Raw genomic sequence first — 18,576 nt, 5'->3', positions numbered from 1 at the left:
GTCATGCTATTCCATTCTGCAAGAAAGGCGTTTTTGTGATGCATGAATCATATATGGAACAAAAGGCAAAAGAACTGATTATTCATTTACAAGAACATGGTTTTCAAGGTTATTTTGTGGGCGGTTGTGTTAGGGACAAATATCTTGGCAGAGAAATTCACGATATCGATATTGCAACCAATGCCAAGCCTCAAGAGATTGAAAATATTTTTCCAAAGACGATACCTACGGGGATCAGGCATGGAACAGTAACAGTCATTTGGGGAGATATTCCTTTTGAAGTTACCACTTTTCGCCAGGAGACAGAATACGAAAATTATAGAAAACCGAAAGAAGTTACTTTTGTTAGTCATATATATGCAGATCTTTCGCGCAGGGATTTTACAATGAATGCTATGGCATTAGACATTGATGGTAAATGGATAGATCCCTTTGAAGGTAGAAAGGATCTTGATGCAGGGATTATCCGAACGGTTGGGGAATCATATAAACGTTTTGAAGAAGATGCTCTTCGAATTCTGAGGGCAATTCGGTTTTCCTCTCAATTAGGTTTAAAGATTGAGGAGAAAACCTGGAAATCCATGATTTTTAGCAAAAAAAACATTACACAAATTTCCATAGAGCGCATTCGGGATGAATTGGTCAAGCTCTTGATGGGTGAGTACGTCAATCATGGCTTACTGCAGCTAAATGAGGGTTCGTTTTTTTCTTATTGGAAACTTTTGTTAAAAATGATTTCCAGCCCCCTTCGCCCATCACTATATCATCATTTTAAAACCTATACGCTGTTGGAAAGAATGGCCTGCTTGTCTATTTTAAGTTCCATGAGTGTTGAGGAAGTGAATCAGTTGGCGAGGGAACTAAAATTTCCTAATTTATGGCGTAAAGAATGGGTTGGAATTGTTACCAGCTATGAATATGTCAGAAACGGCAGAAGCTTTATTGAGGGATTATCTGCTGCAGGATTGAATCATATGAATACCGCCGTTAAATTATATGGGAATATCACAAACCATATTGATATTATTGACCAGTGGAATAGTTTCTTGAGCAAGAATCCAATTTGGACAACCTCCCAACTGGCCATTGACGGATCGGATCTTTTGTCACTGAGTGGAAGATCCTCCGGCCCTTGGATCGGAGAAATTTTGCACAAACTATTGGTTAAAGTGATGAATAAGGAGTTGAAGAATGAAAGATTACCGTTATTGGAACAAGCGGTCAGGTGGTTGAAGGAGGAAGGGAATGCGTGAAGAAATATTAAGATTGTTTAAAGAAGCTGATGGAGAGTTTCTCTCTGGGGAAAAGCTGAGCCAGCTGTTAAATTGTTCCCGTACGGCTGTCTGGAAACATATCGAGGAACTACGTAAGGAAGGATATCAGTTTGAAGCAGTTAAAAAATCTGGTTATCGGTTGGTTAAATCCCCGGATACCTTATTGGCAGAAGAAATAAAGGCAAACTTGAATACTTCTATGATTGGTAAGAAAGTGGCGTATTTTCACCAAGTAGATTCTACCCAGTTCAAAGCCCAGCATTTGGCAAAGGAAGGAGCGCCATCAGGAACTGTTGTAATTGCCGATGAACAATTAGGCGGAAAGGGAAGACTAGGCCGGGCATGGCAATCCCCGCCCGGCAGCGGGATATGGATGAGCCTAATTTTACGTCCGCCGATTTCTTTATTTCAAGCGCCGCAGTTTACCCTCCTTACCTCTGTTGCCGTGATTAAGGGAATCCGTAAAATTTATCCTATATTGGATCCGGTGATAAAATGGCCTAATGATATTTTGGTGAATCGAAAGAAGGTTTGCGGAATTTTAACTGAATTAAATGCGGAAGCAGACAAGATTAATTATCTCATCATTGGTATCGGAATAAATGTGAATCAGAAAGAGTCAGATTTCATTTCAGAAATTAAAGACAAGGCCACATCCTTATACATCACATCTGGACAGCGTATTTCTCGTTCTAAATTGGTACAAGCGATTTTGGAAAACTTTGAGCAATTGTATCATCTTTATCTGGAGATCGGGTTTTCTCCGATTAAAACCTTGTGGGAAACCAATGCCATTTCCATCGGGGAGTATATTGAAGCTCGAACAATTAATGGTTCACTCTTTGGCAAGGCCTTGGGAATTGATGATGAGGGTTATCTTCTCCTTCAGGATCGTGAAGAAAAGATTCATCGGATTTATTCTGCTGACATTGAAATTTAACCATTTAAAATGTGACAAATTTGTGATATATTTTTGACAAGGGTAGTATCCCATCAGGAACTACACCAGTCTAAAAGTGAGATATTTGAAGTGGAGCTTTTACTGATATTGACCAGATGTAAATTTCCGAAATTTGATAAAATGAATCTGCTCTGAGCCAATAATGGACCGAGACAGAAGGATAATGGAATCATTCAGAATAATTATGCCTTCTTCCCTCGGGAAGAAGGCATATTAAGTTTCCTTTATCGGATGGCTAAATGTCACTAAAACTGATGCCTCCATCATCGAAATTCCCAGATGTTATTGAGGGCACCGTTCTTTAGACTCGAAACGGACATGAATCACTTTTTGGACGAATTCGACTAGTGGACGTGTGAATCCCTAGTTCCACCTTGTAGTAGGGAGATTAGTGGTGTAAGTCCATCGATCAGAGCGGGACAGGAGGGGTATTATGGGAAAAAAAGGGGTAACAACAAGTACGCTGAAAAAAATGAAGATAGAAAAAAAACCAATTGTGATGGTTACTGCTTATGATTATCCGTCTGCTCTCTTATCGGAACAAGCGGGTGTTGACGTGATATTGGTGGGAGATTCTTTGGGCATGGTAGTGTTGGGATATGATTCCACCATTCCGGTTACCTTAGATGATATGGTTCACCATACCCGAGCTGTTTGTCGGGGAGCCCGAAATCCTTTGATCGTAAGCGACATGCCTTTTTTAAGCTATCATGGTACGATTGATAAGACCCTTCAAAACGCAGGAAGACTTTTGCAGGATGGAGGAGCAACGGCGATAAAAATGGAGGGGGGAAAAGACATCCTTCCCATGGTAGAAGCCTGTGTAAAGGCAGGAATTCCGGTGATGGGCCATATAGGTCTTACTCCTCAATCCATTAACCAATTGGGAGGCTATAAAGTACAGGGGAAAAATGAGGAAGAGGCAAAAAGGCTGATAGAGGATGCCTTGTTGTTAGAAGAAGCCGGTGTGTTTTCCGTTGTTTTGGAATGTGTCCCCTACCAATTGGCAAGAGAGATTTCAAACCAATTAATGATCCCAACCATAGGTATTGGAGCGGGTCCCTATTGTGATGGACAGGTATTGGTGTTTCACGATATTTTGCAATATGGAAGCAATTTATCTCCGAAATTTGTCAAGCCCTATGCATCTGTTGGTGAACAAGTGAAGGGAGCTATCGAATTATATGCAAAAGAGGTGCGGGAAAGAAAATTCCCTGAATTGACGCATTCTTTTTCAGCTGACTATGGAACAAACGACAAAATGGGAACAAAGGACGTAGCATTATACGGAGGAAACCAAAAATGAAGATCGTTCATGATATTAAGAGTTTGAGGGAATTTCTTCAGGACAAAAAAAATATCGGACTTGTTCCCACCATGGGTTATTTACATGAGGGACATCTCAGCTTGGTGAATGAAGCAAAAAAAATATCCGAGCATGTCGTCATGAGTATTTTTGTGAATCCTCTTCAATTTGGACCTAATGAAGATTTTGACCGATATCCCCGTGACTTTGACCGGGATTGCCAGATGGCTCAAGATGCAGGAGCGGATGTTGTTTTTGCCCCTTCTGTCAGTGAGATGTACCCTGACAAATCCTTTACCACGGTCCACGTTTCGTCGGTAACTGAAAGATTATGCGGGGCTTCCCGGCCCGGTCATTTCGATGGAGTAGCTACGGTAGTGTCCAAATTATTTCACATCGTTCAGCCTACCTACGCTTTTTTTGGCTTGAAAGATGCACAGCAGGTTGCCGTTATTCAGCAGATGGTCAATGATTTGAATTTTCCCGTCAAGATTATCCCTTGTCCCATTATCCGGGAAAAGGACGGGTTGGCATTGAGTTCTCGAAATGTCTATCTTTCTCCCGAAGAAAGGGAACAAGCTCTTGTATTATCGCAAAGCTTAAAGGAAGCAAGGAGGTTCATAGAGGAGGGAGAAAGGGATATAAGGGCTGTCATAAATCATATCCGATCTTTAATTGGATCGAAACCACTGGCTGAGATTGAATATGTAGAAGTCCTCAGCTATCCCTCTCTCCAAACGTTAAAGCGATTGGAAGGAAGATTTATTATTGCCTTGGCGGTAAAATTTGGAAAGACCAGATTGATCGATAATCTGATCATGTCTTTACAGGAGGTGTCGTGATGTTTAGAACCATGATGAAATCAAAAATACACCGTGCCACCGTTACAGAAGCAAATCTTCATTATGTAGGCAGCATTACGATTGATGAAGAGATTATGGATGCTGTAGACATATTACCCAATGAGAAGGTTCAAGTGGTGAATAATAATAATGGGGCGCGGCTGGAAACTTATGTAATCCCAGGACCAAGGGGATCAGGTGTTGTTTGTTTGAATGGAGCGGCTGCCAGATTGGTTCAACCTGGGGATACGGTTATTATTATCTCCTATTGCATGCTTTCAAGTGAAGAAGCCAAGAGGCACCAACCTCGGATTGCCATTATGGGAGAAAAAAATCAAATTGAGGAACTGATGGGTATAGAGCTTCATGGTCAAATCCGTTAGTTTGTATAACTGAGTAGAGAATGAGTTACAATGAGGGTAAATGAGAATTGGATTGTAGGTGGTAGCTTGTTGGTCCAACATCTATTTAATACCCTCTTTGACGCCATTGAAGAAATTAACCAAAAAATAAATTCCTCTTCCAGCAACGAAAAGAAGGAGTTAAGTGAAAAACTTCAATCCCTTCGTCTTCTAAGTGATGAAATACTCGATAAATGGCTATTATTAGAAGAAAAAATAGGGAATGTTCAGGAAAAAATTGTTCCTGCTGCACAACCTATCCATGAACCATCTGATAAAGTTTTGGATATAAATTGGAATTTACTCCCCTCTTTTTCTGAAAATATTCCGTATCGAAAGGGACTGGGTTACTTTCAGCTATTCATGTATGAAGACGCAATTAAGTATCTGGAAGAAGTGGTTCAGGATTGGCCAGAATTAGAACTGGCTAGATTGTATTTGGCCTATAGCTATTTACTTATTGAGCAAACAGTAGAAGCTTTGCGACATTTCACAATATTGCATCAAACCTCAAATGATGAGAAAATACAAGGTTTTACCCATAATGCACTGGGCTGTATATACGGACAAAAACAACAATTTGAAGAAGCATTATTTCATTTTTCCAAGGCTGAAGAGATTCTGAATAACAATGCGGAGTCCTTGTATAACAAAGCCCTCACGTTATTTTTGATGAGAGAATATGATCCGGCCCTAAGGGAAGTTGATCAGTTTATCCAAATTTGTCCGGAAGACCTTGGAGGATACATGCTTCTCATCTCCATTCATGAAGCTTTGGGTCAGCATAAATATGTGAATGGATTATGGAATCAATTATTAAAGGAAATTTGTGATCCATATCTATTAAAAAGAGCCATATTATATTTTTCCGACAAGAAAAATTATCAACTGGCTTCTTTTTTGTCTCAAAAGTGGGTGGAAATTGATCCGGGTAATCCAACGGCGCATCATTATTTGGGCTGGCATGCATGGTTATTGGGAAATAAAGAAACAGGTGTTTTAATCATGAAGAAAGCAATCAGTTTAAATCCAAGAGATGAAGATATTCTTTTTTCATATGGATGGATTTTATTTCAAATGAACGATTTTCATCATGCGATGAAGGTAATGGAGAAATTGATCAATCTTCAACCAAACCTTTCCTTGGCTTTTGCTGCAAAAATTATGATTTACCTGAAAATGGGTCTCCTGAAGGAGGCGGAAGAGTTCATTCATTCACTATCAGATCAAACATTAGAATCCCACCCACTGGTTTTACTGCAATATGGGAAGATTAAACTTCAGCAGGGATTCCTTGAAGATGCCCTGCAGCTCTTTTCAGATACAGTGCAGAAAGACCCGAATATAAGGGAAGGATATCTTTTCAAGGGATACTGTTATTATCAAATGAAGCGCTTTTCAGAGGCGATACAGGAATGGGAGAAATTAATGACGATGGGATAGAAAAATCCCATCGTTTTTTTTCGCTTATATCATATGGTATTATCAGAGCACATCTTATGAAAGGATGAAAAGGCTTGAAAAAAATAATATTTGGAAATATTTTAATTCTTGTCATATTCTTATTGGCAGGACGCGGAAATATAGATTCCCACTTACCCACTGTATCAGCGGTAAAAGAGAATCAAGAACAGATCCCCTTTGGGGAAATGAAAGTAACTTTTCTCGATGTGGGGAGAGGAGAAGCGACTCTGGTTCAAATGGATGATGGATTCACGATGCTGATTGATACTGGTACTAAAGGCTATGAAAATCAACTTATCGAGGAATTGATCAGAAATCGTGTAAGTGAAATAGACATATTGATTGCGACAAACGATTCAGAGGAGTATACTGGAAATATCGTTGTATTATTAAAAAAGTGGCCAATCAAGAAAATCATGTATGCTGAACTGTTTAAAAAAGATATCATGGGAAAAATTGGTTTTACCCCAGAAATTGAAAAGAAAGCTTTATTTGCAGAGGATATCATAAACATTGCCAATAACGTGAAAATAAAAATCTTAAGTCCGGATGAACCGTATTCCAATAATCCCCAAGGAAATTCCCTGGTATTTCAACTGATTCATGGAGAAGTATCAATTCTTTTTACAAGTGGTATTGATGAAGATACGGAAAAAAAATTGGTAGAAAAGTATGATCTTAAGTCAAGTATACTAAAAGTTTCTGATATGGGTAGTATTCAATCCTCTACCCCTGAATTTTTGCAGGAAGTGGATGCCTTTATGGCCGTTGTTTTTCCCGCGGTAGAAACGTTTGAAAGAAATGAAGAAGTCTTGGAACGTTTAAACGAATCATGGATGGATGTTTACCAAATTTCCAGAGATGGGTCCGTTTCCATTATTAGTGACGGAAAGGATTATATTGTTGAAAAGAAGGAAAATTCAAATTAGTTATCGTATTCTTTAGATGTGGAACTAAACTTACATGACCCTACGGGTCACAAATTGATATGAAAATGTTATTTTCATATCAAAGATTCACACGTCCGCTAGTCGAGTTCGAGCAAGAAGTGATTCAGGTCCGCTTTAAGTCTAATGAACGGAGCCCTCAAAAACATCTGGGTATTTCAAAGGTGGAGTCAGTTTGAGGGCTAGGTTCCGTTCTTTAGCCTTGCAGCTTCGTACGAACTCGAAGGCAGTCCTTAGTGAATTCTTTGATATGAAAATACCTTTTCATATCAATTTGTGACCCTGCGGGTCATGTATGTTTAGTTCCGTCTATATAGAAAAATAGGGATTAGAAAAATGTGGCTGGGAAGGGGTTTTTTCATGAAAACAGTCAATATATCTGAGGCGGTCATTCGCCGTCTGCCCATTTACTTGCGATTTCTTGTCCATTTGCAAAATATGGGGATTAAAACCGTTTCATCTCAGGAATTGGGGCAAAAATTAGACATTAATCCGGCTCAAATCAGAAAGGACTTGGCTTATTTTGGCGAATTCGGAAGGAAAGGAATTGGTTACGAGGTTCAGTATCTCATAGAGAAAATCAAGCAGATTTTAAAATTGGACCAGATCATTAATGTATGCTTGGTAGGTGCTGGCCATTTAGGACATGCATTAAGTAATTATAATGTTTATCAGAAGGATAATATGAAAATTGTCGCCATTTTTGATGCAGATCCCCAAAAAATAGGAACGAAAATTGCTGGGTTGACCATTCTTCCTGTAGAAGCCATACCTGAAACCGTGAAGGAGAAAAAAATCCGCGTCGGGATCATTGCAGTCCCTGCTCCCGAGGCCCAAAAAGTAGCAGAAATACTTGTTGAAGCGGGGATTGAAGGAATCCTTAATTTTGCCCCGGTCAGTTTGAGAAACACTGGAAAAGTCCGGATCCATCATGCTGATTTTACGACCGAGCTTCACAGCTTGGCCTATTATCTGGAATAATTTCAATCCCAAAAGACCTTTTTGGAAAGTTACTCTTTCCAGAAAGGTTTTTTATTTCGGCTAAGAAATCATAATTTCCCTAATTTGTGACAAAAATAAAGGAAACTCTAGTCCTCAAATTGCTTCCATCATCGAAATACCCGGATATTTTTGAGGGCTCTTTGATTTGAAAATGATATCAACTTGTGATCCTTTGGGTCATGAATGTTTAGTTCCATCGGTAGTTTTGGTGCCGGTTAGACATCGTATATAAAAACGGGGTGAAAAAGATGCATACCATGTGGAAAGGTTCGATTAGTTTCGGATTGGTGAACATTCCGGTAAAAATGTTTGCCGCCACCGAAGATAAGGATATCAAATTTCGGTATCTGCATAAGAAATGTAAGACTCCAATCAAATATGTAAGAACCTGTTCGACATGCGACCGGGAAGTGGGGTGGGATGAGATTATCAAAGGGTACGAATATGAACCCGGTCGCTTTATCATCATTGAAGAGGAAGAGTTGGAAGCGATCGCCCCTGAAACGAAGAGGACTGTGGAAATCCTTGATTTTGTTAATCTGGAAGAGATTGATCCAATATACTTTGACAAATCTTATTACCTTTCTCCCAATGAAACAGGCGACAAAGCTTATGCCCTCTTGCGAAAGGCGATGAATGAAACAGGAAAGATTGGAGTGGCCAAAATCACGATCAGAAATCGGGAAAGTTTGGCTGTTATCAGAACGCTGGAAAACTGTATAGTGTTGGAAACTATCTATTACCCCGATGAGGTAAGGGGCATTGCCCAACTTCCCGCTCTGCCCGATGAAACCAAGCTGAACGAAAATGAATTGAAGATGGCTATTCAGTTAATTGAAAACTTGGCAGCTCCTTTTGATCCAACAAGATATAAGGATAAGTACAGGGAAAGCCTGCAAGAATTGATTCAAAAGAAAATGGAAGGGGAAGAAATAGTAGCAGCCCCTGTTGCACCTAGAAGAAATGTCATTGATCTTATGGACGCTCTTCAAGCCAGTCTAGAAGCCACCAAACCTGCAAAGAAAAAGAAAGCTGGGGGTCCAAGAAGAAAAGCAGCCAAAGAGAAAGCAACCATATGAAAGAAGATATTAAGCCAATCATACCTTTTGAGCCCAAGAGGTCAGATCATGTACCTCAAGGAAACCAATGGATTGCCCAAGTGAAGTGGGATGGAGTTCGTGTAATTGCTTATGATGACGGCAAGAAAGTACGGCTCTTTAATCGAAAAAAAGCAGAACGAACCTTTCACTATCCCGAATTAACGGATATCAAATCCTATTGTACAGCTCAGACTATTATTCTAGACGGGGAAGTCATTGCCTTAGGGTTAGACGGGAAACCGTCTTTTCATGAGGTGATGAGGCGGGATGGTATCCGGCGGATGGAACGGGTAGAGCAGGTCAGGAAGCTGGTGCCTGTCACTTATATGATCTTTGATGTGGTTTATTATAACGGAAAATGGGTAAATGACCGCCCATTGAAAGATAGGATGGAAATCCTTGCAAAATCGATTGTTCCCAATGATCACGTTCAGCTGGTATCCTCCCACTCTGATGGTCAAACGTTGTTCGACGTCGTGAAAGAGCATAAAATGGAAGGGATTGTAACTAAGGATTTGGACAGCACGTATTTGATCGGCGGAAAAGACCAGCGATGGCAGAAAATAAAGAACTATAGGGAGCTGATTGCCGTTGTCGGAGGGGCAACCCTTCGGGAAGGATGTGTAAACGCAGTATTACTTGGACTATATGACGAAAAAGGCCAGCTGTGGTATATCGGACATGCCGGTACCGGAAAGTTGAAAAGGTCGGAATGGTGTGAGTTAACCGAAAGGGTAAAACCACTGATTATAAAAGAACGGCCATTTGCAAACAGGCCTGAAAGGTTGAAGGAGACTGTTTGGGTTAAACCGGATATGACAGCCAAGATACAATTTTCCGAATGGACGAGAGGGCGCACTCTCAGACAGCCAATCATACAGGCTTTTGTAGATATTCATCCGGAGACCTGCATTTTTCAATCACAGGATTGGCGGTGATCCCACATGGAACAAAAAGTAATGGTAGAAGGGAAAGAATTAACCCTGACCAATTTAAATAAAGCGCTTTGGAGGGAAGAAGGGATAACCAAGGCGGATATGATCCGATATTATACACTTGTTGCCCCTTTCATCCTTCCTTATATAAAAAACCGGCACTTGACCACGATTCGCTTTCCGGACGGAATTGAAGGGAAAAGCTTTTATCAGAAGAACATTCCTAATCATGCTCCTTCCTGGATTGAAACCAATCAGGAAGGGGGAGTAAATTACATCCTGGCTAATGACCTTCCAACGATGGTATGGCTTGCCAATCAGGCCTGTATTGAACTTCACGTGTCTTTTAACCGGGTTGGTGAAGATTATCCAACAGAATTAGTGATTGATATCGACCCTTCTGTTGAAGATTTTTCAAAGGTAGTTGAAGTCGCTTTTTTGATGAAAGATGTGCTGGATCAATTAAAATTGGAAAGTATTATTAAAACATCAGGGGCTACTGGGGTGCAAATCTATATTCCGATCAAAAAGGGATACAGTTATGAACAGACGAGAAAAGTAGGAAACTTTTTAGCCAAGTATTTGACAGAACAGCACCCAAAATTAATCACCATCGAAAGATGGGTCAAAAATCGGGGAGATAAGGTATATATTGATTACCTTCAACACTGGCGGGGAAAAACTCTTCCTGCCCCTTATTCTTTGAGGGCAAGAAAAAGGGCTCCGGTCTCCACCCCTTTAACCTGGGAAGAATTAAAAGAATTGAAAGATCCAACTGTATACAACATGGATTCTGTGTTCAAAAGGTTGGAAAAGAGACTCAATCCCTTTGACAGGATCATCAGTCAACATAGCCGGCAATCACTGGATCATGTTTTGGAAATTCTTGACGAGAATGTGTTTGTTTGAAAGAATGGGGATGTGGATATTAAAAATAAGGATATTAAGATTGAAGAAACGGAGGAGAATAGATGAGGCTACTGATTAAAGGGGTAACGATCGTCACCATGAATCATCAAAATGAAATTATTAAAAACGGAGCAATGCTCGTTGAAGATGGAATCATTACTTATGTGGGATCTGAAAGTGGATTAACAGTAGATCAATTGAACGAGGCAAATATAATCAAGAATGAGAGCAGCAAGGTGATGCTACCTGGGTTAATTAATACCCATGGACATGCTGCCATGTCATTGTTAAGGGGTTATGCCGACGATTTGCCTTTACAGGAATGGCTTCAAGAAAAAATGTGGCCCATGGAAGGACAATTTACTTCGGATCATGTAAAATGGGGAGCTCAACTTGCCATGGTGGAAATGTTAAAATCAGGAACCACTTGTTTTGTTGACATGTATGATCATATGGATCAGGTGGCAGAGGGGGTGGAATTATCCGGAATGAGGGCCGTATTAACCCGAGGAGTCATCGGTCTCTGTTCTGAAGAAGAGAGGCAGAGAAAGCTTCAAGAAGCCTTCGATTTTGCAAGAAATTGGCATGGACAAGCGGGCGGAAGAATTACTGCAATGATGTCCCCCCATTCATCGTATACTTGTTCACCGGAATATATCCTGCAGATTATGAACAAAGCTGCCGATCTTCACCTGCCGGTCCATATACATATGTCTGAAACGATGAGGGAAGTAGAGCAAAATGTGAAGGAATATGGGAAGCGCCCGGTACAGCATTTATTGGATTTGGGCGTTTTTTCTCATCCTGTTCTTGTCGCTCATGCTGTCCACATCAATGAAGAAGAAATGACGATCATGGCAGAAAATAACGTGCATGTTTCCCATAATCCGGGCAGTAATTTAAAGTTGGGCAGTGGAATTGCTCCCGTTCCCCGAATGCTTGAAAAGGGAATTTCCGTATCCCTTGGTACCGACAGTGCTGCCAGCAACAACAACCTGGATCTTTTTGAGGAGATTCGATTGGCCGCCCTTATTCACAAAGGTGTATCCCACGATCCCACTGTGATCCCAGCATCGGTAGCGTTAAAAATGGGGACCATCTATGGTGCAGAGTCCATATTTATACAGGATATCGGCAGTCTTGAAGTGGGAAAAAAGGCTGATTTTATTCTTTTGGATACAAAACAGGCCCATTTTCATCCTGAACATGATATTATCTCCCAATTGGTTTATTCGGCATCAGGTCAGGATGTCACCGATGTTTATGTTGAAGGAAAACAGGTGGTAAATCATGGACAATGTCTCTATCTTGATGAAGAAAGAATAATTTATGAGGTAAACCGTCTGGTTTCAAAGATGAACTAACGCGAACAGGACCCCCGCTAAAGAAGCGGGGGTTCAATTTTCGTTGTATTGCTAACACTCCCGTTTCAATATGCGGAAGTTCAAGCACTACATTTTTGAAGTAAGTGCGAATATAGGGGTGTATAGGTTGGGCGTATTTAAAAAATACTAACTGTAAGGAATAGTATGTTGTGGTAAAGGGATCAACCGATATGTTTCTTTTTGATCCAGTTGTTGACGATAGGGAGAATCAAGGGACACCCAGGATGGAACCTGTTCTTGATGAAGGAGACGGACAATGGGTTCAGGAATTTGGGTTCTATGAGATTTCACGCCCCCACCTCCTTTGGCGTGGTAACCATAGTATTTCCGGCGATGTTCAGCATATGAGTAGCATTTTTTTGTTTTCCAGTCAGGAATAATGAAGAATGGATAATCGTACACTGGTAAGGAGTAGGGGGTGGGGAAAATGATCAGTCAACTGATTCAAATGCTTTTTTTTGTTTTAATCATCATATTTCTCCCAAGCGGTTGTTCCATTCAAAATAATTCTTCCCATGACTCGGTTATTCAGATCCGAATTACCCCGAAACAGCAATTGGAAAAGATTTTGCTAAAATTTGAGGAAAAACATCATTATTCTTTTGAGATGAAGGTGTTTGAGAACATCAATCAAGGAACAGCGTCCCTTCAATTTATTGGAAGAGTCACGGACAACGGATGGATTCTTACCGGAAATGTGGGAGAAGATGAGGTTGAAATAAAGAATGATGTTTCAGATGGAACAGGAAATATTTCTGTAATAAAAAATGGCGAGGAATTGGAAGGGATTGATAAAGATCGTTTTTGGTTGTGGATTCCCGAAAACCATCTGAAACTAATGAGTGATAATGGCGGTCAAATCTCTGAGGGCCCAGGCATTAGTGTTAATGGTTCTCCTCAGCAGATGATCACAGTAAATATTCCATTGAACAACCTGAAAGAAGAAATCTCTTTATTTACGGGTTCAGAACCTGCGGTAAAAAATTCTCTTCCTTTGGTATCTGAAGAATTCACCATCCAGTATAAGATATGGTATGATAAAAATTATGATATCAATCAACTTCATTTGGTTCTGTTATCCAACAGTTCCCAGGGTGTTGAAGTGGAATCCATTCTTTATCAATTTAAGGAGTATACTGAAGTTTTATGAAAAAATGGCTGTGGATCGTGATAGCTATCCTGTTTATGATACCCGGATATATTAGTTATGATCTCTATTCATCATTAAAAGAACAAAAAACGTCCCTTCCAAGGGAAGTTCTGCAATTAATCAAGGATAAAACCGTATTGACTGAAGTGACCTATGTTGATTTTTACTATGGATCAGAAGCATATTGGGTGATTAAAGGAAATGATCAAAAAAAACAGCCCGTCTATGTTTGGGTGAGAGAGGATTTGAACAGTTATTATGTGGAATACGCTTCTCGGGGTCGTTCCGAGGAGGAACTCAGGCGCCAGGTTGCTGCGGTAAATCCTGAAGGAGTTTTAGTTCATTTGGTTCCTGCCCGGGAAGGGAAAAAAGTATATTGGGAGGCAAAGGTAAAAAATAAAAATGGTGACTTTATATATTATCTTTATGATTTTTATTCGGGAGAGCTTTGGAAATCATATCTCCTAAAAAATAGGACCTAAACGACGGGTCTTATTTTTTTTCCTTCATTTACATTGGGAAATAAGTATATCATTTGTGATATACTAGTTGATGTATTAATAATATATATTCGCATCAGGAAGGGGGAGCGCAATGAAACTAAAGCCTCTCATGATTGTTCTTTCTTTTGTTATATCGACCGGGTTTTTATTTGGCGGGTGGCTTATCTATAAAAATGTTCTGATTGAAGAACCCTTAAAAAATTGGATCAATCAACAAAAAGAAGTACGATTCATTGATATGGAAATCAAACCCAATCATGCATCCGTTACGATCGCTATTGATCCTTCCACGAAATCCGTGAGAGAACTGTATAAAATGGTAGAAAATAAATTAAAAGACATAACCCGTTCAAGGGAAATCGATATTATCCTGAAAGAGGATGAGAGTAATCCATTAACAACATTATGGTATTCCCAATCTTTTCTTATGAAAGAAGCCCTTTCTCAAAGAACATATAGCCAAATACCTTTCCTAATAGAAAATTGGAAGGAGAATCAATATATTGACAAGGGAGAAGCAGAATTGGATGAAGAGAATGTATATCTCTTTTTGCAAAAGGGAAAGCATACTTTGGTGAAAGTTATTCCCCTTGATGAGGAGGTGAAGGGGAATGGGTAAAGAATGGATTTTAGGTATATTGATTTCTTTCATCATTTTTTTGTTTTACCTGGGTGTTCAAGTCGGTCCGATTTTGATTATTGGGATCGTACTCAGTGTTGTACTGTTTTTCGCTTTAAAAGGAAAATCCGTTGGTTTTGGCAAGGGAAAATATGCAGAAAAAGGAAAGGTTTCCTCAGGATTGTCCTTCGATGATATTGGTGGCCAAAACCATGCCAAGGAAGAATTGATGGAAGCCCTGGATTTTCTTCTCAATCCCGAGAGGATCAAATCCTTTGGAATTCGGCCCATCAAAGGAATATTATTAACCGGACCTCCTGGAACAGGGAAAACGCTATTGGCTAAAGCGGCTGCAAACTATACCAATTCGGCTTTCGTCAGCACATCTGGCAGTGAGTTTGTGGAGATGTATGTGGGTGTGGGAGCCAGCCGGATCAGGCAGCTGTTTCAAGACGTAAAGGAAATGGCCCAAAAAAACGGTCAGGATAGCGGAATTATATTTATTGATGAGATCGATGTATTAGGAGGAAAACGGGAAGGTTCAACCCACCGCGAATATGACCAGACATTAAATCAGCTCCTGACGGAAATGGATGGAATGTCTACTTCAGAGAATCCGAGAATACTCATAATGGCAGCTACAAACAGGATAGACATGCTTGATCCCGCCTTGATTCGTCCGGGACGTTTTGACCGACAGATTTCTGTGGGCATTCCTGACAGAAAGGGCAGGGAACAAATCCTGCAGATTCATTTGAAAAATAAACCATTGGCTAAGGATGTCTCAATCGAAAAATTAAGCAAGCAAACATTTGGTTTTTCTGGAGCCCAACTGGAAAGTTTGACCAATGAAGCAGCCATTTATGCCATGCGTGAAGGATCCAGCGAAATCGAGAGCAAACATTTTAATAAATCGATAGATAAGGTTCTATTGGGCGAGAAAATTGACCGTGAAACTTCCGAGGAGGAGAAAAGAAGGGTGGCCATTCATGAATTGGGACATGCATTTGTAACCGAACGGTTGATTCCGGGTTCTGTTTCGCAGATTGCTTTGACTCCAAGAAGTCAGGCTCTTGGTTATGTCAGACAAAATCCTCCAAAGGAGCAGTATTTGTATACCAAGGAAGATCTGGAGTTTCAAATTATGATTGCTTTAGCTGGAACGGCGGCAGAGGAAGTGTTTTTTCGAACCAGAAGTACAGGTGCGAGCAATGATTTGGAAAAGGCAAATTATTATTGCCAGCAGTTAATTGCTACAGGGCTGTCATCCCTTGGCTTTATTCATCCTCAGTTTATCCCAAAAGATAAAATCAATGAAGAAACCAACAGAATGATGCAGGTTCTCTTTGAGAGAGTGAAGAAAATGATTGAGGAGGATAAAGAACTTTTTGAATATTTCCTTGAAATTCTCTTACAGGAAGAATGGATGAGCGGCGATGAGATGAGGGAGAGATTAAGCATTAGACTGACTAGTTAAAAGTTTGGGAAAATTGATTCCCAAACTTTTTTTGTACTTTTTATGACATTATTTAAGAATGGAAGAGAAACGCTATACATAAAAAATTCTTTATGTTAATTTAAAGTATGTTATAAGAGAAACTTAGCGGAATTAATTCCGGTCATATCGATTTAATATTGGGAGGGCTATCTAAAAATGGGTGTGAAAAAAGTAGGTGTTATTGGAGCCGGAACCATGGGTCAGGGAATTTCCGAAATGCTGGCTGAACATGGCATTGATGTGCTTCTGATAGATAAAACGACAAGGGATTTAGAGCATGCCCGCAGGAATATTGAAATCTCTTTAGACAGACAATTGGAGAAATGGGCAATCACTGAAGCAGAGAAAAAAGTCATTATGTCTAAAATTCAATTCACATTAGATATCCATTTGCTGCGTGAAGCGGATTTAGTCATTGAATCCATCATTGAAGACTTGGAAGCGAAGAAACGCGTGTTTAAACAGTTGGATGAAGTGTGCAGCAAAAATACGATTCTTGCCAGCAATACCTCTACGTTAAGCTTGACAGAAATTGCCGCAGCCACCAGCCGCCCGGATAAGGTGATCGGTCTTCATTTTTTACATCCAGTGGCTAAAATAGATTTGGTTGAAATGATCCGGGGGTTAAAAACCTCTGATGAAACGGTTGCCTTTGCCAAAAGATTCGTGAATCAAATCAACAAGGAAGGAATACAGGTTTATGAATCTCCCGGCTTTGTTACAACAAGACTCATTGTAACATTAATCAATGAGGCCCTGCATACCTTGATGGAGGGTGTAGCCAGTGCTGAGGATATCGATAAGGCCATGAAGATCGGATATGATTTCCATTATGGTCCTCTGGAAATGGCTGACCGGTTTGGTTTAGATTCCGTATTGGCATCGATGGAGCGGCTATTCAGAGACTATGGGGATTTGAAATATCGCCCATCACCGCTTTTACGCAAGATGGTTCGTGCCAACCACTTGGGGGTGAAGACGGGTGAAGGCTTCTTCAAATATGACGAAAACGGAGAAAGAATTGTTGAGAGAAGTGAGGAGAAACAATGAAGGTATTAGTGATTAATTGCGGAAGTTCGTCTTTAAAGTACCAGTTGTTTGAAATGAAGAATGAAACTGTATTAGCGAAGGGGGGGGTGGAACGGATCGGAATGGAGACTGCTATTCTCACCCACCGTCCCCATGGCAAAGAAGAAGTAAAAAAAGTGGCCGAAATTTTGGAACATACAGAGGCGATCCGTCAGGTATTGCAAATTCTGGTTGACCCAAAGTATGGGGTACTTCAATCCATCAAAGAGCTGAATGCTATCGGTCATCGTGTGGTGCATGGGGGAGAAACTTTTTCAGATTCTGTTCTGATCACTGATGATGTCAAACAGGCAATCAGAGGATGCTTTGAGCTTGCTCCTTTACACAATCCGCCTAATCTAAAAGGGATTTTGGCAGCAGAAGATATTTTACCGAATGTACCTCAGGTAGCCGTTTTTGATACTGCATTCCATCAGACTATGCCAAAGACAAGCTATCTTTATGCTCTTCCAAAGGCTTTATACCGCAGACACAAAGTCCGCCGCTATGGATTTCATGGAACTTCTCATAAATACGTATCTGAACGATTGCAGGAATTGATGGGAGTTCCCCTTGAAGAATTGAAAGTGATTTCCTGTCATATAGGGAATGGAGCTAGTATTACTGCCATAAAAAATGGTAAATCTATGGATACCAGTATGGGAATGACCCCATTAGAAGGATTGATTATGGGCACCAGGAGTGGTGATATAGACCCTGCCATTGTTCCATTTACCATGGCAAAAGAGGATCTGACCATTGGTGAGGTAAGCTCCATGCTAAACAAACACAGCGGTCTATACGGTATTTCGGGCATCAGTTCTGATATGAGGGAGATTGAGCAGGCTATGTTTGACGGAAATGAGCGAGCCAAACTTGCCTTTGACATGTATATTTATCGAATTGTGAAATATGTTGGTGCTTATACTGCAGCCATGAATGGCTTAGATGCTCTTATTTTTACCGCAGGGGTTGGAGAAAATTCAGTTCTGGTTCGGAAAAAGGTTTGTGAGTCTCTCAACTATTTGGGAGTTGAGTTGGATGACGAAAAAAACGGTGCACATGACAAAAAGGAACGGATGATTAGTGGTGATAATTCAAAGGTAAAGGTGTTTGTGATTCCCACCAATGAAGAATTGATGATTGCCAGAGATACCGTTCGTATAGCAAAACTAAAAAAATAATGTATAATAATGGGGATATTGAATCACA

Annotated in this window: 19 protein-coding genes; 18 read left to right on the top strand and 1 reads right to left on the bottom strand. The window is 40.3% G+C overall.

What is annotated here, in order from left to right; all coding sequences use genetic code 11:
- Positions 1 to 38: 38 nt before the first annotated feature.
- The 12 genes from L1765_RS05005 to L1765_RS04950 all read left to right on the top strand — a co-directional run bounded on the left by L1765_RS05005 (position 39) and on the right by L1765_RS04950 (position 12,505).
- Complete coding sequence (locus L1765_RS05005; RefSeq protein ID WP_236405589.1) at positions 39 to 1,253, top strand: CCA tRNA nucleotidyltransferase; 1,215 nt, start codon at positions 39 to 41, stop codon at positions 1,251 to 1,253.
- The gene (locus L1765_RS05000) at positions 1,246 to 2,214 is read left to right on the top strand and encodes a biotin--[acetyl-CoA-carboxylase] ligase (protein ID WP_236405556.1); all 969 of its coding nucleotides are present in this window, start codon (positions 1,246 to 1,248) and stop codon (positions 2,212 to 2,214) included. The genes L1765_RS05005 and L1765_RS05000 overlap by 8 nt, the downstream gene beginning before the upstream one ends.
- A gap of 454 nt (positions 2,215 to 2,668) precedes the next feature.
- Complete coding sequence (panB, locus tag L1765_RS04995) at positions 2,669 to 3,541, top strand: 3-methyl-2-oxobutanoate hydroxymethyltransferase (protein ID WP_236405555.1); 873 nt, start codon at positions 2,669 to 2,671, stop codon at positions 3,539 to 3,541.
- Entirely contained in the window at positions 3,538 to 4,383 is an 846-nt protein-coding gene (gene panC, locus L1765_RS04990) for a pantoate--beta-alanine ligase (RefSeq protein ID WP_236405554.1), read from the top strand. The genes panB and panC overlap by 4 nt, the downstream gene beginning before the upstream one ends.
- Positions 4,383 to 4,766: an aspartate 1-decarboxylase gene (panD, locus tag L1765_RS04985; RefSeq protein ID WP_236405553.1), complete on the top strand. Its 384-nt coding sequence runs from the start codon at positions 4,383 to 4,385 to the stop codon at positions 4,764 to 4,766. The genes panC and panD overlap by 1 nt, the downstream gene beginning before the upstream one ends.
- A 69-nt stretch (positions 4,767 to 4,835) precedes the next feature.
- On the top strand, positions 4,836 to 6,227 hold the full coding sequence (locus L1765_RS04980; RefSeq protein WP_236405552.1) for a tetratricopeptide repeat protein: 1,392 nt from the start codon (positions 4,836 to 4,838) through the stop codon (positions 6,225 to 6,227).
- Positions 6,228 to 6,301: 74 nt separating this feature from the next.
- Positions 6,302 to 7,177, top strand: coding sequence for a ComEC/Rec2 family competence protein (locus L1765_RS04975; RefSeq protein WP_236405551.1), 876 nt, complete (start codon positions 6,302 to 6,304; stop codon positions 7,175 to 7,177).
- Between the two features lie 378 nt (positions 7,178 to 7,555).
- Positions 7,556 to 8,176: a redox-sensing transcriptional repressor Rex gene (locus L1765_RS04970; RefSeq protein ID WP_236405550.1), complete on the top strand. Its 621-nt coding sequence runs from the start codon at positions 7,556 to 7,558 to the stop codon at positions 8,174 to 8,176.
- A 269-nt stretch (positions 8,177 to 8,445) separates the two neighbouring features.
- A complete protein-coding gene (gene ku, locus L1765_RS04965; RefSeq protein ID WP_236405588.1) occupies positions 8,446 to 9,276 on the top strand; it encodes a non-homologous end joining protein Ku in 831 nt (276 codons plus the stop codon).
- Complete coding sequence (locus L1765_RS04960) at positions 9,273 to 10,235, top strand: ATP-dependent DNA ligase (RefSeq protein ID WP_236405549.1); 963 nt, start codon at positions 9,273 to 9,275, stop codon at positions 10,233 to 10,235. The genes ku and L1765_RS04960 overlap by 4 nt, the downstream gene beginning before the upstream one ends.
- Positions 10,236 to 10,241: 6 nt before the next feature.
- On the top strand, positions 10,242 to 11,141 hold the full coding sequence (gene ligD / locus L1765_RS04955) for a non-homologous end-joining DNA ligase (protein ID WP_236405548.1): 900 nt from the start codon (positions 10,242 to 10,244) through the stop codon (positions 11,139 to 11,141).
- Between the two features lie 62 nt (positions 11,142 to 11,203).
- A complete protein-coding gene (locus tag L1765_RS04950) occupies positions 11,204 to 12,505 on the top strand; it encodes an amidohydrolase (protein WP_236405547.1) in 1,302 nt (433 codons plus the stop codon).
- Positions 12,506 to 12,652: 147 nt separating this feature from the next.
- Here L1765_RS04950 and L1765_RS04945 read toward each other — a convergent pair whose 3' ends face one another.
- Positions 12,653 to 12,817 carry a hypothetical protein gene (locus L1765_RS04945; protein WP_236405546.1) on the bottom strand — a complete coding sequence of 55 codons (165 nt, stop codon included), beginning with the start codon at positions 12,815 to 12,817 and terminating at the stop codon, positions 12,653 to 12,655.
- Between the two features lie 136 nt (positions 12,818 to 12,953).
- Between L1765_RS04945 and L1765_RS04940 the strand changes: the two genes are divergently transcribed.
- From L1765_RS04940 to L1765_RS04915, 6 genes are all read left to right on the top strand, one after another.
- Positions 12,954 to 13,676 (top strand): hypothetical protein, encoded by a 723-nt coding sequence (locus L1765_RS04940; protein WP_236405545.1) that lies wholly within the window; start codon positions 12,954 to 12,956, stop codon positions 13,674 to 13,676.
- Positions 13,673 to 14,158 carry a cell wall elongation regulator TseB-like domain-containing protein gene (locus tag L1765_RS04935; protein WP_236405544.1) on the top strand — a complete coding sequence of 162 codons (486 nt, stop codon included), beginning with the start codon at positions 13,673 to 13,675 and terminating at the stop codon, positions 14,156 to 14,158. The genes L1765_RS04940 and L1765_RS04935 overlap by 4 nt, the downstream gene beginning before the upstream one ends.
- 112 nt (positions 14,159 to 14,270) lie before the next feature.
- Complete coding sequence (locus L1765_RS04930; RefSeq protein ID WP_236405543.1) at positions 14,271 to 14,798, top strand: hypothetical protein; 528 nt, start codon at positions 14,271 to 14,273, stop codon at positions 14,796 to 14,798.
- The gene (locus L1765_RS04925; protein ID WP_236405542.1) at positions 14,791 to 16,275 is read left to right on the top strand and encodes an AAA family ATPase; all 1,485 of its coding nucleotides are present in this window, start codon (positions 14,791 to 14,793) and stop codon (positions 16,273 to 16,275) included. Before L1765_RS04930 ends, L1765_RS04925 begins: the two co-directional genes overlap by 8 nt.
- 177 nt (positions 16,276 to 16,452) lie before the next feature.
- Entirely contained in the window at positions 16,453 to 17,346 is an 894-nt protein-coding gene (locus L1765_RS04920) for a 3-hydroxyacyl-CoA dehydrogenase family protein (protein WP_236405541.1), read from the top strand.
- Entirely contained in the window at positions 17,343 to 18,548 is a 1,206-nt protein-coding gene (locus L1765_RS04915; protein WP_236405540.1) for an acetate/propionate family kinase, read from the top strand. The genes L1765_RS04920 and L1765_RS04915 overlap by 4 nt, the downstream gene beginning before the upstream one ends.
- Positions 18,549 to 18,576 lie beyond the last annotated feature (28 nt).

It is taken from the genome of Microaerobacter geothermalis, assembly GCF_021608135.1.
Lineage (GTDB): Bacteria > Bacillota > Bacilli > DSM-22679 > DSM-22679 > Microaerobacter > Microaerobacter geothermalis.
This window is presented reverse-complemented; position numbering and strand designations above follow the sequence as displayed.

Excerpts from the sequence above, each read along its gene's own strand:
- panB (WP_236405555.1), top strand. The coding sequence starts at position 2,669 with ATGGGAAAAAAAGGGGTAACAACAAGTACGCTGAAAAAAATGAAGATA.
- L1765_RS04925 (WP_236405542.1), top strand. The coding sequence starts at position 14,791 with ATGGGTAAAGAATGGATTTTAGGTATATTGATTTCTTTCATCATTTTT.
- L1765_RS04935 (WP_236405544.1), top strand. The coding sequence starts at position 13,673 with ATGAAAAAATGGCTGTGGATCGTGATAGCTATCCTGTTTATGATACCC.
- panD (WP_236405553.1), top strand. The coding sequence starts at position 4,383 with ATGTTTAGAACCATGATGAAATCAAAAATACACCGTGCCACCGTTACA.
- L1765_RS04960 (WP_236405549.1), top strand. The coding sequence starts at position 9,273 with ATGAAAGAAGATATTAAGCCAATCATACCTTTTGAGCCCAAGAGGTCA.
- L1765_RS04915 (WP_236405540.1), top strand. The coding sequence starts at position 17,343 with ATGAAGGTATTAGTGATTAATTGCGGAAGTTCGTCTTTAAAGTACCAG.
- L1765_RS04920 (WP_236405541.1), top strand. The coding sequence starts at position 16,453 with ATGGGTGTGAAAAAAGTAGGTGTTATTGGAGCCGGAACCATGGGTCAG.
- ku (WP_236405588.1), top strand. The coding sequence starts at position 8,446 with ATGCATACCATGTGGAAAGGTTCGATTAGTTTCGGATTGGTGAACATT.
- L1765_RS04970 (WP_236405550.1), top strand. The coding sequence starts at position 7,556 with ATGAAAACAGTCAATATATCTGAGGCGGTCATTCGCCGTCTGCCCATT.
- panC (WP_236405554.1), top strand. The coding sequence starts at position 3,538 with ATGAAGATCGTTCATGATATTAAGAGTTTGAGGGAATTTCTTCAGGAC.
- L1765_RS04940 (WP_236405545.1), top strand. The coding sequence starts at position 12,954 with ATGATCAGTCAACTGATTCAAATGCTTTTTTTTGTTTTAATCATCATA.
- L1765_RS05000 (WP_236405556.1), top strand. The coding sequence starts at position 1,246 with ATGCGTGAAGAAATATTAAGATTGTTTAAAGAAGCTGATGGAGAGTTT.
- L1765_RS04930 (WP_236405543.1), top strand. The coding sequence starts at position 14,271 with ATGAAACTAAAGCCTCTCATGATTGTTCTTTCTTTTGTTATATCGACC.
- L1765_RS05005 (WP_236405589.1), top strand. The coding sequence starts at position 39 with ATGCATGAATCATATATGGAACAAAAGGCAAAAGAACTGATTATTCAT.
- ligD (WP_236405548.1), top strand. The coding sequence starts at position 10,242 with ATGGAACAAAAAGTAATGGTAGAAGGGAAAGAATTAACCCTGACCAAT.
- L1765_RS04950 (WP_236405547.1), top strand. The coding sequence starts at position 11,204 with ATGAGGCTACTGATTAAAGGGGTAACGATCGTCACCATGAATCATCAA.